Annotated in this window: 13 protein-coding genes; 2 read left to right on the top strand and 11 right to left on the bottom strand. The window is 34.8% G+C overall.

The window, feature by feature from the left end:
- Window positions 1–67: 67 nt before the first annotated feature.
- From ACTYBU_RS10360 to ezrA, 9 genes are all read right to left on the bottom strand, one after another.
- On the bottom strand, window positions 68–619 hold the full coding sequence (locus ACTYBU_RS10360) for an RDD family protein (protein WP_445489464.1): 552 nt from the start codon (window positions 617–619) through the stop codon (window positions 68–70).
- A gap of 11 nt (window positions 620–630) precedes the next feature.
- Window positions 631–1,647: a signal peptide peptidase SppA gene (sppA, locus tag ACTYBU_RS10355; protein WP_445489462.1), complete on the bottom strand. Its 1,017-nt coding sequence runs from the start codon at window positions 1,645–1,647 to the stop codon at window positions 631–633.
- Between the two features lie 418 nt (window positions 1,648–2,065).
- A complete protein-coding gene (rarD, locus tag ACTYBU_RS10350; protein WP_445489460.1) occupies window positions 2,066–2,998 on the bottom strand; it encodes an EamA family transporter RarD in 933 nt (310 codons plus the stop codon).
- 127 nt (window positions 2,999–3,125) lie between these two features.
- Window positions 3,126–4,739, bottom strand: a complete 1,614-nt coding sequence (locus ACTYBU_RS10345; RefSeq protein WP_445489458.1) for an amidohydrolase — start codon at window positions 4,737–4,739, stop codon at window positions 3,126–3,128.
- Window positions 4,740–5,064: 325 nt separating this feature from the next.
- Complete coding sequence (gene mbcS, locus ACTYBU_RS10340; RefSeq protein WP_445489456.1) at window positions 5,065–6,651, bottom strand: acyl-CoA synthetase MbcS; 1,587 nt, start codon at window positions 6,649–6,651, stop codon at window positions 5,065–5,067.
- Between the two features lie 475 nt (window positions 6,652–7,126).
- A complete protein-coding gene (locus tag ACTYBU_RS10335; protein ID WP_445489454.1) occupies window positions 7,127–7,327 on the bottom strand; it encodes a small, acid-soluble spore protein, alpha/beta type in 201 nt (66 codons plus the stop codon).
- Window positions 7,328–7,477: 150 nt separating this feature from the next.
- Window positions 7,478–8,692 (bottom strand): tRNA uracil 4-sulfurtransferase ThiI, encoded by a 1,215-nt coding sequence (gene thiI, locus ACTYBU_RS10330; RefSeq protein ID WP_445489452.1) that lies wholly within the window; start codon window positions 8,690–8,692, stop codon window positions 7,478–7,480.
- On the bottom strand, window positions 8,693–9,835 hold the full coding sequence (locus ACTYBU_RS10325) for a cysteine desulfurase family protein (protein ID WP_445489450.1): 1,143 nt from the start codon (window positions 9,833–9,835) through the stop codon (window positions 8,693–8,695). It lies immediately after the preceding gene.
- Window positions 9,836–10,115: 280 nt separating this feature from the next.
- On the bottom strand, window positions 10,116–11,828 hold the full coding sequence (gene ezrA, locus ACTYBU_RS10320) for a septation ring formation regulator EzrA (RefSeq protein WP_445489448.1): 1,713 nt from the start codon (window positions 11,826–11,828) through the stop codon (window positions 10,116–10,118).
- A gap of 494 nt (window positions 11,829–12,322) precedes the next feature.
- Here ezrA and hisJ point away from each other — a divergent pair, with 494 nt between their 5' ends.
- Window positions 12,323–13,123 (top strand): histidinol-phosphatase HisJ, encoded by an 801-nt coding sequence (hisJ, locus tag ACTYBU_RS10315; RefSeq protein ID WP_445489446.1) that lies wholly within the window; start codon window positions 12,323–12,325, stop codon window positions 13,121–13,123.
- On the opposite strand, the gene refZ is transcribed toward hisJ, so the two are convergent.
- Window positions 13,109–13,732, bottom strand: a complete 624-nt coding sequence (gene refZ, locus ACTYBU_RS10310) for a forespore capture DNA-binding protein RefZ (RefSeq protein ID WP_445489444.1) — start codon at window positions 13,730–13,732, stop codon at window positions 13,109–13,111. The two genes, hisJ and refZ, sit on opposite strands and share 15 nt — an antisense overlap.
- Before the next feature lie 260 nt (window positions 13,733–13,992).
- On the opposite strand from refZ, the gene ACTYBU_RS10305 reads away from it, so the two are divergent.
- Complete coding sequence (locus tag ACTYBU_RS10305; RefSeq protein ID WP_445489442.1) at window positions 13,993–14,475, top strand: GAF domain-containing protein; 483 nt, start codon at window positions 13,993–13,995, stop codon at window positions 14,473–14,475.
- Between the two features lie 251 nt (window positions 14,476–14,726).
- Here ACTYBU_RS10305 and ACTYBU_RS10300 read toward each other — a convergent pair whose 3' ends face one another.
- On the bottom strand, window positions 14,727–16,604 hold the full coding sequence (locus tag ACTYBU_RS10300; RefSeq protein ID WP_445489440.1) for a diguanylate cyclase domain-containing protein: 1,878 nt from the start codon (window positions 16,602–16,604) through the stop codon (window positions 14,727–14,729).
- Window positions 16,605–17,455 lie beyond the last annotated feature (851 nt).

Below are 17,455 nucleotides of genomic sequence, written 5' to 3'. Positions count from 1 at the left end.
GCAAAAAGCTCTTCCAATCGATCATAACCAATAGAAGAGCTGGATGTAAATTAAATATGATATTTAGCTACCTTGCATGAACTACTGCAGTATCTGCAAACAAATCATGCAATCCTTGTTTTTTCGGCATAAAAGCCACTAATATATATAGAATCATAATACTAGCAGAAATAAAACGCCCGATCCATTCGCGGAAAAGAACTGTATCCCATGTTAGATGCGCTTTTTTTAATGGTATTACTTTTAACCCAAAAATCATTTTTCCTAATGTTTGTTTTAAGTATTTTGTCATTAGAACAAAATATAAATAAAAAAGAATTGCTGTTGAAATATTAACTGCTGTAAATAGACCTCCTTCATGAAGCGGAAGGTCCAGCCAGCGGCAAACAGGATAAATAAGTATTCGATTTAAGCTGCCAATTATGAGCAAGTCAGCTAAATAAGCCCAAAACCTCATCCAAAATCCTGCATAATGAAACTTAACCTCTTGTGAAACTGGCGCTTCATCTTCCTTATTTAAGGAAGATGCTTCCTTTTCTTCGTCTGTCGTTGCTGCTTCTATATTTTCCATTTGTTTTGGCTGATAAGTTATTTCTTTAGGATCTGAACCATTATTCATCTTTTCCCCTCCTATTCGGCATATAAGTACATTAAACGAGGGGAATTTGTATTGGATGCAAGTTTTAATATATTAACCATCTCTTTATCCTCGCCCATTAATTTTAATTTATTTGCACTCACTCCCAGCATGGAAGCGATCCCTGTGCTATCTGAGTAGCTCACTACTTGAGGATTTTTCAGTTTATAATCTTTTTTCATGTGATCCACTACATCATCAAAGTAGCCAAAATCATCAATTAACTTTAGATCTTTCGCTTGTCTGCCATCATAAATTCTTCCATCAGCGATTTTTTTCACATCCGCTTCTGACATTTCTCGACCATCAGCAATTACTTTAACAAACCCTTCATATGAGTTATTAATCATTTTTTGAAGGATATCTCTTTCCTCTTTCGTCATATCTCTTGTTGGGCTCATAATATCTTTATATGGACCGCTTTTGATGGTTACAAAATCGACTCCATACTTTTCTGCAAGCCCTTTATAATTGTATCCATGCATAATAACACCTAACGAACCAGTTAATGTTTCAGGACTAGCAAATATTTTGTCAGCTGCAGCAGATATATAATAGCCGCCAGATGCTGCCATGGATCCCATTGATATATAAACAGGTTTTTTTGCTTCTTTTTCTATTTCTACAATTTTATCATGTATTTCGGCACTTTCTAAAACTCCACCACCAGGTGAATTTACTTTAATAATAAGCCCTTTTACAGCATTATCATCTTTTATGTAATTTAATTTTTCCATAAAGGATTTATGATTATAGCCGCCTGCTGATAAAAGAGATGTTGCTTCCCCTGTATCTTGGATGGTTCCATCTACTTCCAATACAGCAATCTTCTGGTTTTCATTTCCATCTTTAATTATATTCTCAGTGAAGGCTTCGCTATTTTCATTAAGAAAACCCTCAAATACACTTTCTATATCAGTCGTCATAGCTGTTGATACGATACTTGTAATAATTGAAAACACAAATATCGCTGCAGCAATCCCTAAAGCTGCCCATCGTTTTCCATTCATGTATAAATTCCCTCCTAAATTATCTTCATCAGATTATACGATTATATGGCTAAAATGTTTCAAAAAAGGTGAATTTCGAGTATTTTGTTCATTTTTTCTCTTTTTATTGTGGCTTACCGTATATCTTCTCTATTTTTTTTGCTTCCTAACCTTTTTTATACAAAAAAGAAGCATCCTGTAGAATGCTTCTTTCAAACTGTTGACAAACGCTTGATTTCTTCGTTGCTAGCCTTTCTCGGATGCTCATTACAAGAGAACAGAGGATGAACGACTAAGTACGTCACGTCTTATGACAACGTTGTTCTGACTAACATCCTGTTGCCCGCCTCTTCTCGTCATGAGCTTCATGCCTTGAAATACAAACTATTTCGATCAGTCTGCAGTTTGTGCAAAGGATACTTTGTCTATACTCTGAAAGTTATTTACTGAGAATTTCTGTATGTTTTTTCTGTTTATCAAAAACGTAGGCTAATTTTGTTTTTGATAATGAATAGATGGCAAGAGCTGTCCAGATAAATAAAAAGGCAACTAAATGAGTGGTAGTAAATGCTTCATGAAACAAAAATACACCTAAAATTAATGTTAATGTCGGCGTTAAGTATTGAATGAATCCTAACATAGAAAGTGGAATTCTTTGCGCTCCCTTGGCAAAAAAAAGCAAAGGGACTGCTGTCAATACGCCTGTTAGCATAAGAAGAACATCTACATTTGCTGAAATAGCCAAAAATGCATGGTTTCCCTTCATAAACAGGTAAATAATGTAACAAAGGGCAAATGGCGTTATAAACAATGTTTCTATCGTTAATCCAATTTCTGAATTTAATAGAATCAATTTTTTTGCTAGTCCATATAATCCAAAAGTAAAAGCCAAAGATAAAGCAATCCATGGAAAAGTACCGTGCGAAATCGTTAATATAAGAACCCCGATTGCTGCCAGAGCAAAAGAAATATATTGTGCTTTTGTAAGCTTTTCTTTTAGTACAATCATGCCTAACAACACGCTTACAAGCGGATTGATATAATAGCCCAGACTTGTTTCAATTACTCTATTAGCATTCACTGCCCAAATATAAATAAACCAATTAGCGCTGACAAGAACAGAAGCAAGGAATAAGAAAAATGCTTGTTTTTTATTGGATTTAAACGATTTAAGCGTAGTCAAAACACTTTTCCATTTCCTTGTTGCAAGCACAAGAATCAGCATGAATACAAAGGACCAAAGAACTCTATTTGCCAGTATTTCATCTGCTCCTACACCTTGAAGATACTTCCAATAAATAGGGAATAATCCCCATATTAAATACGCTATTGCTGCAAATACAGCGCCCATTTTCACATCATGTTTTGACATCTAAATCGCTTCTTTCTATTATCGAAATATTCCCAATTATAATCCTAATATTGGATGAAAACAAGCTATAAACAAGAAAAAGATTAGTTCCCACTTAATCCCTAATCTTTTTTCTTGTTTATTTTCTTTAGTTTGAATACATGACAGAACCATCATAAACAATATGTCCACCAATGATAGTTTTTGTTGCTTTTATTGTTTCAATTTCTTTTGTATTGATTTCAAAAATATTTTGATCTATTACGGTAAAATCTGCAGCATATCCTTTTTTAATCATTCCTCGCTCATCTTCTCGGCAAATGGCATAAGCACTTCCTTTTGTATATAAGCATACTGCTTCATATACCGATAACGCTTCCTCCATCATATAGCCCTTTTTGCTAAGATCAAACGTATTTGTTCTTGTTACAGCAGCTTGTATCCCCAACAAAGGGTTTGCTGACTCAATTGGTGCGTCTGAACCACCTGCACAATGCAATCCCTCTTTTAATAATGTATTCCACGCATAACAATATTTCATGCTTTCTTTTCCCAGTCGATCTATTACCCATGGAAAATCAGAAGTTACAAAACATGGCTGAATATCTAATATAACCGGCAATTCTTTTACTCGTTGAAGCAAATCTTCGCGAAGCATGGTTGCATGGATTAATCGATCTCTGCCAAATCCCTGCAATGGATGCTTCTCTAGTGCATTTAATACCATATCAAATGCAGCATCCCCAATTGCATGTACTGCTACAGGCATTTCTTTTTTCCGTGCAGCTTGCACTAGCTCATTTAATTGCTCTTGTGTAAAAATACACACACCATTTGTCGTAGGATCATCATGATATGGTTTGCTTAAAAATGCTGTTCTCCCTCCAAACGCACCGTCAGCAAAAATTTTCATTGCACCAAACTCTACCCAGTCTCCACCGTTTAAATATTTCCCTCCTGCATGTACCATTTCAGAAAAAACTTCATGATGCACTAATAAATGCGCACGAAAAAGAAACCCTTCTTCCTCGATTACTTTTTTAAATGCACAAAAAGTGCCTTTATATCCATGGTAATAATGTAAATCTTCTGTATGAGCCCCAGTTAGTCCTAGACGGTATGCATCCTTTATCCCTTCTTTTAAAGCACTTTCTACATATTCATCTGTTGCTGTCGGCAAATGGTCTTTCACAAGTTCCTGTGCTTGATCTTTGAATATGCCTGTTATTTCCCCTTTTTCGTCTCTTTCAATTAATCCCCCAAATGGTACTGGAGTTTTTTCATCTACCTCTGATATCTGTAACGCTTTGGAATTTACTGCAATAGCATGCTTGCAAATTCTATTTAACAAAACAGGATGATTTGGAATCTTCTCATCTATTTCCTTTTTGTTTAATGGCTGCTTTTCTTTCCATAAATTTTCATTCCATCCATCACCAATTATCCAATTTCCTTCTTGAATATCTTTGGAAAAATCAGCTACTTTTTGTAGAGCTTCCTCCTTTGATGAGCATGTTGAAAGATCTAGTCGGAGGAGCTTTTCACCATGACCGATAAGATGCATGTGACTGTCCACAAAACCAGGAAGCAATGTATCACCATGCAAATTAATGCGATTTCTTATTGAATCTTGATACTTTTTCTCGAGCAATGATTTTTCACCATAATCCAATATGGTAGAATTCTCAAAGTAGATTGCTTCTACTTTATGTCCTTCTTCCTGTAGCGTATATATATTTCCACCAAAAATAATTGTTCCCATATTATCCTCCTGAGTGTAGAAAAGCGTTAGAGTCTTCTTCAACGCCGTTCAGACTGGCGATTAAATGCGCAGTTAATGAAAAATCGACTAACTTTGCCAATGCCTTGTGTCTTCGTTGATTGACTTGCATCCTTCAAGTTTGATGCAACATCGATTGATTGACTCTCATCCTTCGAGCCTGTGGCGAATGCGGCACTTGTACAGGTGTACATCGAAGCTAGACTGTTATTAAAACTTTTAAATTTTGTATTAAAAAAATAAGCAGGTATTGTATATATTAATGATACATCCTGCTTATTCCTTTATTTTCGGCTGATTTTTTTAATTAAGCTTTGGTGGCTTTATTTTTTCTTTCGTTATCTCTTAATTCTACTCGACGTGTTTTGCCTGAAGTCGTTTTTGGAAGCTCTTTTATAAATTCTATTTTTCTTGGGTATTTGTATGGAGCAGTTAATTTTTTCACATGTGTTTTAAGTTCTTTTTTTAAGTCCTCAGTTCCTTCTATTCCGTCTCTTAAAACAACAAAAGCTTTGACAATATTTCCTCGAACGGGATCTGGACTAGCAACAACTGCACACTCTTTAACAGCTGCATGCTTTACTAAAGCATCTTCTACTTCAAATGGTCCAATAGTATAGCCTGAGCTGATAATAATATCATCACTGCGGCCTTCAAACCAAAAATATCCGTCCTCATCTTTTTTTGCACGGTCTCCAGTAACGTAGTACTCTCCCCTAAATTGGTTTTTTGTTCTTTCTGGCTCTTTAAAATATTCTTTAAATAGTGCTGGTGTCGATTTATGTACAGCGATATCACCAATTTCTCCTACCGAACAAATTTCTCCATCCTCATTAATAATTTCGACTATATTTCCTGGCGTAGGTTTGCCCATTGAACCAGGTCGAAGATCGACTCCTTTTGTAATGCCCAATAAAAGCGTATTTTCTGTTTGTCCATACCCATCTCGAACATCTAAGTTAAAGTATTTTTTGAAAATATCAATGACTTCTCGGTTTAATGGTTCTCCTGCAGATACAGCACTTCTTAAATTTGTTAATTGGTATGAACCGATATTATCCACTTTTGCCATTAAACGATATTCTGTAGGTGTACAACAAAGAACATTCACTTCATATTTTTCCAAAAGATGCAAATATTTAGAAGGATTAAATCTGCCATGATAAACAAGTCCGGTAGCACCAGATCCTAAAACAGATAATAGAGGGCTCCACACCCATTTCTGCCATCCAGGACCGGCTGTTGCCCATACTAAGTCACCTTCTTCGATGCATAACCAGTTTGGTGCAGCAGTACGCAAATGAGCATATGCCCATCCATGTGTATGCACCACCCCTTTTGGGTTTCCTGTTGTACCCGAAGTATAGGAAATAAATGCAGTATCCGTTTTTTCGGTTTCACAAATAGCTAATTCCTCAGAAGCAGACTCAGCCTTTTCATCTAAGTATTCCCATCCTTCTGCTGCATTTCCCAAAACAAATCGTTTAATAGAGTGCACTTCTTCGATTTTTGCAATTTCATCTATGTATGGATAATAACTAATAATCGCTTTTACCTCGCCATGACTGATTCGATATTGCAGATCTTTTGCCCGCAGCATTTCAGAACTTGGAAGAAGAGTTAACCCTAATTTAAGGGCTGCTATATAAACTTGATATGCTTCTACCAATCGTGGAACGATAACTAAAACGACATCCCCTTTTTGCAAACCTGAATCTTTTAAAACATTGCCCATTTGATTCGACAGTTTTAATAATTTGGAATAGGTAATTTCCTTTGTCTGCCCTTCCTCGTTCTCCCATTTTAATGCCACTTTATCCGGTTCCTCAGCGAACTTTTCAATCTCAGATACAAAGTTATAATGGTTTGGTGCTAATAATTCTTCTCGACTCATTTTTTCTCCCCCTAATAGGCTATAAAAATCACTTTAGTCATTATACTATTTACAGGTTATTTTTAAAAATATTTACTCAAACTTCGCAAAGTGAATGATGAAGAGACAGCTTGTTAAAACAAAGTTTTACTACTGTTTTTTAAAGGTTTGTTGTTTGAAAATAAATCTAAATAAGAAGCACGGAGCAGCCTGAATACACGAAGACTCCTATGGGATTAGCAAGACAGCCGAGACCCCGCAGGAGCAAGGCGACGAGGAGGCTCACCGCTCGCCCCACGGAAAGCGAAGTGTATTCAGGCTGTGGATTACATAACAACAAACTATGCGAAAAAAGCCTTTCTAAAAGATGGATGTTTTTACTAGATTCAACGACGCAGCCAATTGATAAAGTGAACCTTTCCATCAGTGGGGGTTTTACTGCCCATTTAAAAAGGAGCAAGGCATCCGCCTTGCTCCTTGTAGCCATTATATATAATTATTTTGAAAAACCACCAAGTTGTTGTTCAGCCATTTGAACTAAACGTTTAGTGATCTCTCCACCAACTGAACCGTTAGCACGAGAAGTTGTTTCAGCACCAAGGCTTACTCCAAATTCAGTAGCGATTTCATATTTCATTTGATCTAAAGCTTGAGAAACACCAGGAACTACTAATTGATTTGAGCTGTTGTTTGCCATGTGTATCACCTCCTTGTGATAATAGAATGTGTAATACACATGGTCTTCATTCGCAATTTTTAATGGTAATTCTTCACAATATAACAGGCGTATTTATCCAAAAATATTTTAGAAACAAATGAATTCAAATCTTTGCATCAAGTTTTCCATTTAAAACAAAGAATCCATAGTATCAGCTGAGTTCAATATTATATCTCTTTTTAAAATGATTGTTTCCGTCTTTTCTACCGCTTCTTTTATCATTGGTTCAAAATCAACAAAGCTTTCATAATATTGAACCTTTTCTTTTTTCGGTTTTGTTTTTGGAGATGAAGGCACAAACACAGTACAACAGTCTTCATATGGCCGAATTGAAATATCATGTGTTTCTATGTTTTTGGCGATATCTATAATATCCGTTTTATCTACTGCAATAAGTGGCCGTAATATAGGCGTATTCGTTACATCATTTATCGCATGCATGCTTTCCAATGTTTGACTGGCAACTTGCCCTAGGCTTTCACCTGTTACTATAGCAAGCGCTTCTTGCCTTTTGCTTAACTCATCTGTTATCCTTAGCATCAGCCTTCTTGTTGCTGTCATTGTATAGTTCTCAGGAATCTGCTTATGAATTAATTGCTGAATTTCAGTAAATGGGACAATATGCAAAACGAAATGTCCACCATTCATATTAGCTAGTTTGCTGGAAAGATCTATTACTTTTTGTTTTGCCCTTTCACTTGTGAAGGGAGGGCTGAAAAAATGTACACCTTCAAGCTCCAACCCTCGCTTCATTGTCAAATAGCCGGCCACTGGGCTATCTAGGCCACCGGAAAGCATCAGCATTGCTTTGCCGCTTGTTCCTGCCGGCAGTCCACCAGCACCTGCTATATTCTCACAAGATAAATATACTGCTTCACTTCGTACTTCTATTTGAACATTAATAACTGGATTTTTTACATCTACTTTTAATCCAGGAATATTTTTCAATAAATGTGAGCCAAATAAATAATTAATTTCTCCAGTATCTAAAGAAAAAGATTTATCTGCTCTTCTAGCACTTATCTTAAATGTGTCTCCTTCGTTGTAAATAGAAGAAACCATATTCAGAGCAGCTTCTTTTATCGTATCAATCTCCCGCTCCAGTTTCATTGCTGGACTAAATGATTGAATTCCAAAAATATTTTTTAATAAAGGGATTATTTCTTCAGGACTTTCCCCATTTAAAAGGACATACATTCTTTCTCTTTTTGCTTCGATTTTCGTATTTGGAAAATGAACTAATGCCTTTTGAATTGTTTTTCTTAATTTGTCTACAAATATTTTTCTGTTGCGTCCTTTTGTAGAAAGTTCCCCATAACGAATCAGTATGCGATCATAATTCATTTATTTTAATACACCTCTTAACCATTTTATTGTTTCAGCTATTGTATGAATAGTTGTTTTCATCTCTTCCATTGTATTGTCATAACATAAGCTTATTCGAAAGGAGCTTTCTGCCGCGTTTGAAGAAATTCCCATACCAAGTAATGTTTTGCTTGCCTTATTTGTCTTAGAAGAACATGCACTAGTGGTTGATATAAAAATATTCTTTTCTTCTAATGCATGGACAAACACTTCTGCCTTTATGCCGAATATAGAAAAATTAATAATATGCGGAACACTATTATCAGGCGAATGAATTACTACATCATCCATCCTTTGCAGCTGCTTCCGTAAATATTGGTTTAACTGTATCATCCTATCTGCTTTTTCTCGCTGATTTTGCAATTGCAATCTTAGTGCTTTCGCAGTGGATACAGCTCCAGGTACATTTTCTGTTCCACTTCGAAGATTTCCCTCTTGTCCTCCACCAGCCAATAAAGGAGCAAGAATTAACCCTTGCCTAATATATAAAACACCGTTTCCTTTTAATCCATGAAATTTATGAGCGGAAATGGTATATAAGTCAATATTCGCTTCCTTAATGGACAACTCAGTTTTACCAATTCCTTGAACTCCATCTACATGGAACAAAATAGTTGAATCGTGTTTTTTTATCATTTCTCCTATTTTCAGAATAGGCTGAATAGAGCCAACTTCATTATTAACATGCATGATCGACACCATAATAGTATCTTTTTGAATATTTTTTCTTATTTCTTCAAGAGATACAAAACCATGCTCATCCACTGGAATATAAGTAATGGAAAATCCATCTTCTTCTAACTGCTCAAGCACTTTATGCACCGAGTCATGTTCAATTGCTGATGCAATGATATGTTTTCCTCTTTTTTTATATAAATGAGCAGTACCCTTTAAAGCAAAATTATTACCTTCCGTACCACCTGAAGTAAAATATATTTCATTGCTCTTTACATGAAGCAGGTCGGCTATTTGCTTTCGAGCCTGAAAAAGAAGGGTTTCCGCTTGTCCACCAATTGAATGCAAGGAAGATGGATTGCCAAAATAATCAGCTGCAACGGTCGTATAGGACTTTAATACTTCTGGAAATGGCTTTGTCGTCGCACTATTATCTAAATATATCATAAGCCTGCCTCCCCTTTCCTTTATACTCGCCAACTTTAAATCCTACCACAGGATGTAGTTTTTGAAAATAATATGAAAAATTCTTTCTACGTTAGGAGAAGGAATACCCCACTCCAATCTTCGCTCGTAATCCATTTTCATAAAAAAAGAGAGTATCTACTTTCGTAGTATCTCCCCTCATGCTATTTTAGCACTCAATTTTCAACCTTATTTCCATCCTGCCTGATTCTATACATAGCTTCTTCAACTGTCAGCTTTGTCTTTAACAGCATGCAGCTGGTTAACTATATTGATTTTCTTTTTCCGTTTGTTCAGTAATCCATGCTTCCAAACGTTTTATACTTCCTGGCTCCACTTCTTCAATTGCTGCAGCCGCCTGTTCGAGTGCTTCTTTATATTGGTAATTCCTAAAAGCAGCTTCCGCTTCATTTAAACTTCTTGCAACTTTCAAATATTTGCTGCGGTATCTGTTGCCATATTGAATTATTTTCTCCGCTAATAAAACGGTTTCTACTAATTCATACGTTGCATGAATTAAAGAAGACACACTACTTTCTGCCGTCTCCAAAAAAGTATGTACCGTTGGAATGTCAAGCGGGGCTTCTTCCAATACTGCTTTAACTTTTGCTATACTATCTTTTGCTTCATTTACTAAATGATTATAGTCGTTTGTCACTCCAGGCAAATTGCTGTTTGTAACCATTCGTATAGACTTGCTGATATCCTTGCTTAACGCTTGTATTTTTTCATGTGCCGCAACTTCATCTTTTCTTAATGCATGCAGCTTATCAAATAAAACTATCTGTTCTTCTGATATACTTTCAAGCTGCTCTTTCAGCATCTTTAATTCTCCGCTTAAAACGGTGTGTGCTGCCGCTTCATTTAACAGGTTATGTTCTAAGACATCGTATTGTTTGTATAAATGTTTTATTCTTTTTTCAAGCTTATACTGCAGCTCCACATCTTCACTGTTTAAATGATAACTTCTTTGAAGCAATCCAAGCTCCGTCTGTAAACGGTCATTCGCTTCATTGATACTACCTAATATTTCCTTTGCAGGAGCTAAATTTTTATTCCAATAATTTTTTGCTATTACTTCTTTTTCCAGTAAATCATATAATACATCTAATCTTTCCTGGATCTCTGCTATAGTGGATTGGATTTTTTCAACATGTCCCTCACGCAGGTAGTTATTGCATGATTCAAGCTCTTTCTCCAATTCCTCCACTTCTGTTTCTAATTGAATATGCTCCAGGATAAACCCTTGTTGAAGCATTTCATTATAGCCATCTTTTAACTCATTAATCTGCTCAGGCAATTTTGACTGGCATTCAATTAATAAAGGGGGAATATGCTCAATTAATGAACGAATATGTAAAACCAGCTCTTCGGTTTTTAATACAGTCTCTCTTGCTTTTAAATAATCTCCATTATTTGTTCTTTCATCATATTCATTTAATAGGTTGGCAACATCTTTTAACATTGCATCTAATTTCTTTTCCGTCTCTCCAAAAGTATGTCTATGCGCTAATAGTGTTTTTTTGCTTTCTCTATAGGCTTCCTGAAGTGCTTCTACCTCTGTTCGGTTTTTTTCTTCACTGCCGACAAGATTATTTAATTCCTCCAGCATTGTTTCAATTATTTTTTCCATTTTATCCATTTTCTGCCTAATTATACTTTGCTTCTGTTTTGCTTTTTTGAATTTATATTTATCAATAAATTCTTCTGTATCAAAAAGCATCTCTTCCACATCCGGCAATTGTACGGTAACAATGTCATCCCATTTTGCTCTCCAGCTCTCAAACAATTCTTCAGTTTGTCCGATCATATTTAATTGTTTTACTTTGGATAACTCTTCCAGCACTGGCCGATTCAATATATCAATCTTCCAAGATTCCAATTCATCCACCATTCCATAGTATTTCCGTTTAATAAAATATCCAGACACGAATAGGCATATAATAATGACTACTCCTCCGATTATGTAATTCATTTGAAGCCCCCTGTTCTAACACCGACCATTTTATTATTCATCTATATTAAAATGTTTGTTCAAAAAGTTAACAAATTAGAAGCAAGAAGGTCGAGGCGGCGTAGCTTTGAGCAACGGAACGGACTACCACAGGAAGTGGTGACTTCAACGTTGCTCACAGGACGTGAGCGTTTTTAGTTGAAGAACCTATGACAATACGTGAGTAAAGCAAGCCAACGAAGAGATTCGACGCTTATTATTTGGTGACTTTTTAAACATTCCCCTTAAAGTATGTAAAGTTGTTTTCATTTGTATTTATGATACCATGTAACCGACATTTTTTGACTATTAATTTGCTATTTTTTAAAGAATTTAAGTGATTTTTTTTGCTTATGATGCAAATTCATTTTTTCAAAAGAAAAAATGAAGACATCTCCCTTTTTTCTTGTAAAATAGAAAGTAATTAATGAGGGAGATTTTTATGTTCCCGCCAATTAGAAAGGAAGATTTGTTTTATGTTAAAAAAAGATGGTCATATCCATACTTCTTTTTGCCCCCATGGGACAAAAGATGTATTAGCTGATTATATTGAAAAAGCCATTTCATTAGGGTTTAAGGAGATAACTTTTACAGAACATGCTCCTCTTCCTGCAGGATTTGTGGATACCACTCCTACTAAAGACAGCAGTATGTCCCTTGAAAAATTGCCTTATTATATCGCTGAGGTAGAGGCTGCAAAAGATTCATATAAGGAAAAGATTAAAGTAAATGTTGGACTAGAGCTTGATTATATTGAGGGCTATGAAAAAGAAATAAGAAGCTTTTTATCCATCTGGGGAGAAAAACTAGACGATGGTATACTCAGCGTCCACTTTCTAAAACATGAAAACGGTTATGATTGTGTAGATTATAGTCCTGATTTATTTGCTGAAATGATACAACGCTACGGAAGTGTAGAAGCTATTTATGACTGCTATTTTAAAACCGTTGAAAAATCGCTGACAGCAGATCTAGGTCCTTTTAAACCAAAACGAATTGGCCATATAACACTTGTACATAAATTCCAGAAGAAATTCCCTGTCATGAAAGAATATCATCACACCATCAGTGCTTTATTAGCTAATATAAAACAGCAGAATTATGAACTGGACTATAATGGCGCTGGTATAAATAAGCCTTTATGCAAGGAGCCTTATCCGCCTAATTGGATTATTCAAGAAGCAAAACATCTGGATATACCATTAATTTATGGATCGGATGCTCACCAAGTAAAGGACTTAGGACAAGGATGGGATCAGATGTTAGGAAATGGATAAGGATTCTTTATCCAAACAGATTACTTCATCAATCCATTTGTTAATTTCCCCTAAATATTTTGTGATAAAATAAGATTCATGCAAAAAGACATGCAATACTTCTGTTAAGTAGTTCGCATGAAGAAATGGCATGGATAAAAAACTTTTAAGCTGAATAATGCTATATGAAATGGTTTGTTTTTTAAATTCTTTTTTTCGCATGCCTTCTTCTAAAATTTTTGTAAAATAAAAACGCTCTTTCACATAATAGGTTGACATGATTTCACGGACTACTTGCGAGTCAATGGAAACTTCTCTTAATACAAACCTTGTTAAATGAGGATGCGAGCACTGAAAATCAATAATGGCTTCCACTACATTTTTTAATCGTTCTGTAGCACTGAATAAAACCAAGGAATAACTATGTTCCATTATTTCCATATATTTTTCAAAATAGCTTGTAAAACAATATTCTAACAAGCCGTGTTTTCCTTTAAAATAATAAGAAATATTGGCAATATTTACATTTGCATGACCAGCAATTTCTCTTATAGATGTTCCATCATAGCCATTTCGATTAAATAAAGTTATTGCGGATTCCATTATGGCTTCCTTTGGACTTTTTTTCATGTTTGCTCCCTCTTTTCTCTTGCTATAAAGTTAGATATATGCTTGAATTATTAAATCTTCATACCTCAAGAAGTTATAAGCTTTTTCGAAAAGAATTAATCTGTATCAGTGTATAAGTTCTACAAAAACTTTTTTCTGTTCTATATTAATTTCTTGCTAGATTCAGACAATCCTTCAAAAGAATCTCGACAAAGTATCTTCTGTTTCAGCGTTTTTTGCTAAAAATGTGTTTAGTTAATGAAGAAAGTTAGGTGTTTATCATGTTTAAAGTCGAATCATATAAAGGTGATCGAGAAGATCAATATCAATTAACAATAAAACAATTGCGAGCCCTTCTTGAAGGAGAAAGCAATGCTATTGCCAATCTTTCTAATGCAGCTGCGCTATTAAATCAATTTTTAGACCGAATTAACTGGGTTGGCTTTTATTTAGTGGAAGATGAAGAGCTGGTACTTGGACCTTTCCAAGGTTTGCCGGCATGTGTTCGGATTCCATTTGGAAGAGGTGTTTGTGGAACCGCTGCAGAAAAGAAAAAAACAATTCGTGTAGAAGATGTACATCAATTTCCTGGTCATATTGCCTGTGATGCTGCCTCCGAATCAGAAATTGTGATACCTATTTTAAAAGATGGATCATTAATCGGTGTTCTTGATATAGATTCTCCTGAAAAAAACCGTTTTGACGAAATAGATGAAAAATATTTACAGCTTTTTGTAGATGCTTTAGTTGATTTTCTAAAATAAAGAATAATATATTTTCATCCCACTCTTAACGGGCAGTAAGCCCCCCACCTCGGGGATGCCGAGAAATCAAGGAAGCTAGGTGGGGGATAACTGCCCGTAAAGGTCCGATAAGTGCAACTAACCATCAGTGGGGGATGCGGCAACCCCCCACTGATGGAAGTTTACTTTATTTGATATGCTTTAGTTTTCCATCTACCTAAAACAAGTCTAATTCCAACTGGAATTAGACTTGTTTATATTATGTGGTTTGGTTATTCGCTGACAAGATACCTATCCTGAACTACAATTCTATCCTTCCCTGTTTCCTTCGCCACATACAGTGCTTTATCCGCCCGTTTAAAAATAGCATTATAATTATCCTCCTGCTCTTTATTCCAATAGGATACACCACATGAAATAGTGACAGATGGAGAGGAAGTTTCTCTCACTTTCGATACAAGTCTTTCAGCAATAATAATTCCTGCAGAAAGGGGAACCTTTGGCAAATAGATGGCTAATTCCTCACCGCCCCATCTAGCTCCAATATCAGTGCCTCTTATATTATCCATTATGATATTGGCTACATGAATAATTATTTCGTCTCCTACCTGATGACCGTATGTATCATTTACCGCTTTAAAATCATCAATATCAATAAGAATGAATGTTCCTTCTTTGTCTTTTTTTAAAGAATAATGAATTTTTTCATCAAGAAAATTTCTCGAGAATAATTTTGTGAGATGATCGGTTACAACTAATTTTTCTAATTCTTCTCTTAACATGGAATTAGTTAATGCCAATGTAGAATGATGTATTAATGATTGCAATAACTTAAATGTATCAAATGAAAAGTGATAGGCTTCCGGATGCATAACGATAGAAAACCCTTTTAACGTACCTGTTTGCATCATCGGCACAGCCATAATGGATTTATACTTTACGTCTTCCTTTGCTTCAATAAAAAAATCACCTAAAAACAAAGAATCTTTTTCCTCTTTAATTTTTTGTTTGAAATATCGAATATATTTTGCCGCTTCCCTTGTATGAAAAAAGGCAGTACTTCCAGCTAGTACAGTTGTAGCACTTGACTCTGAAGAAAAAAGGATAAAGCCTACTTCATCTGCATCAAAACTTGATGATATTCTTTCAGACATATATGTCATCATCTCTGTTAAACGTAAGTTAGAATTTAAACGATGTGAAGTCTCATTAATCAACTGTAAATCTGAAACTAACTTTTTAGATTGTTGATATAACTGTGCATTTTCTAATGCACCGCCTGCTGTATTTGCTAATAATGTAATAAATTCCACTTCATTTTTCGGAAAATTTAATGTGTTGGGTGCAATAACTTGCAGCACACCATAAACTCCTTGTTTCCCTTTTAAAGGGGCGTAGAGAATCGATCTTCTTTCTTCTTTAGAGTTTTCAAATTGAATAAATCCTGTAACATATGCTTGCATGGCAGAAATATTTTCACTGTCATATTCTAAATCCTTTATTGGCAAGTCACTATGACTATTATTGTCATGAGAGAGGAGCAGATAGTACGTAAACGTTGGATAGACTTCCTGCAGTGTATAAATGATTTCACCAAGTATCCCTTCCATATTCATAGAAGAATGGAACTTTTCCGTAACTCGGAATAATTGTCTGTACCTTTTTTCTTCTAAAACAATCTTTATTAAACTTTGCACTTTATAAAGAAAAAAACTACTTTCCCTGATTAGCACTTCCAACAATTTATCACTATATTTATCTTCTAATGATTCCTTATTTGTCTTTATAATGAAAAAATTTTGCACATCATTTTGCTTTTTTAAAGGCAATAATAAATCATAGCCTCTAAGTACTTCTATAGAATTTGGTTTCCGATGAACCTTTTGACTTGCCAGCAAATTTTTCATTTCCATTGTATTAGGAAGAATAGGATAATCATTAGAAACTGCAGTCGATGCTTCTACCATCCAATGATCGTTCCATTCTTTGCAGCTAAATAAAGCTACCTCATTTACATTTAATACATTTTTTATGATAGATAACATTTCAGAAAGCAATTGTTCATAGTTTAAATTGTGACTTTCCGAATCAACAATATCAAAAAAGCGACTTTTTATTTTTAAAATTATTTGGTGGCCTAGCATGTCCATCTATTCATCACCTAATTCACCTTACTATTTGAATCAAATTTTTTTACCTATTATATTTCCTATTCAGAAATGTCATGGAACGCTATTAGCGAAGGCATGCTGTTTCTGCGAACAATTAGATCGTTCACTGGAAAAAAATTTTTACGTTCTTATTTGATTTATCCAGATACATTTTAGCATCTGTTGAAGCTTCTTGTTATGGAACTTTGAAAACGCGTTTCTATAATATATGTATTTCTTTTCCCTGTGGCAGGAAACATTCCTTAACAGGATCTGGTTATAACCATAACCTTGTCTTCCATGAATTTTTCCAAGTAGAAAATGCAACTAGTTATTCTGAAAACACCTAAGTTTTTATGTTAAATCCTCAAAAATTGAAATTTAAAAATTGCTGAATTCGAAGTTGTATTCATTTAATCGAAAGGGGATTTTTTTCTATCCAATGAAATGAATGTTGTTTTTCTATCATATGCACACTGAAGGAGTAATTAGGAAGAACTTCCTGTTATATGGTTCCATAAGAAATAAGTGCTTCTGTAAAAACATCTAGGTGAAAGAGTAAAATGGAAAGAAAATAATCTAAATCTTATAAAAAAATAATAGTTTTATTATAGCATATGGTAAGAAAATCGGGTTAAAAAATAATTTTTTTTTCATCCATCTCTAAGTTTTTGTACAAAGAAACGAACATTTGGAAAAAACTATACTTGACTTTTCATTATATAAAAACATATAATATTCTTTGTGTAAAATATTGCAGCATATGTTAAAAGCTTTTTGTTTCATTTTGTTCCTCAATTTATTGATTGATGGTGTATTGTGTAACCCTTGGCTGCTAGGGCGAAGGTACA

This window comes from Niallia sp. 03133, from assembly GCF_052663225.1.
The sequence above is the reverse complement of the archived record's forward strand: the minus strand, read 5'-3'. Positions and strand labels throughout refer to the sequence as shown.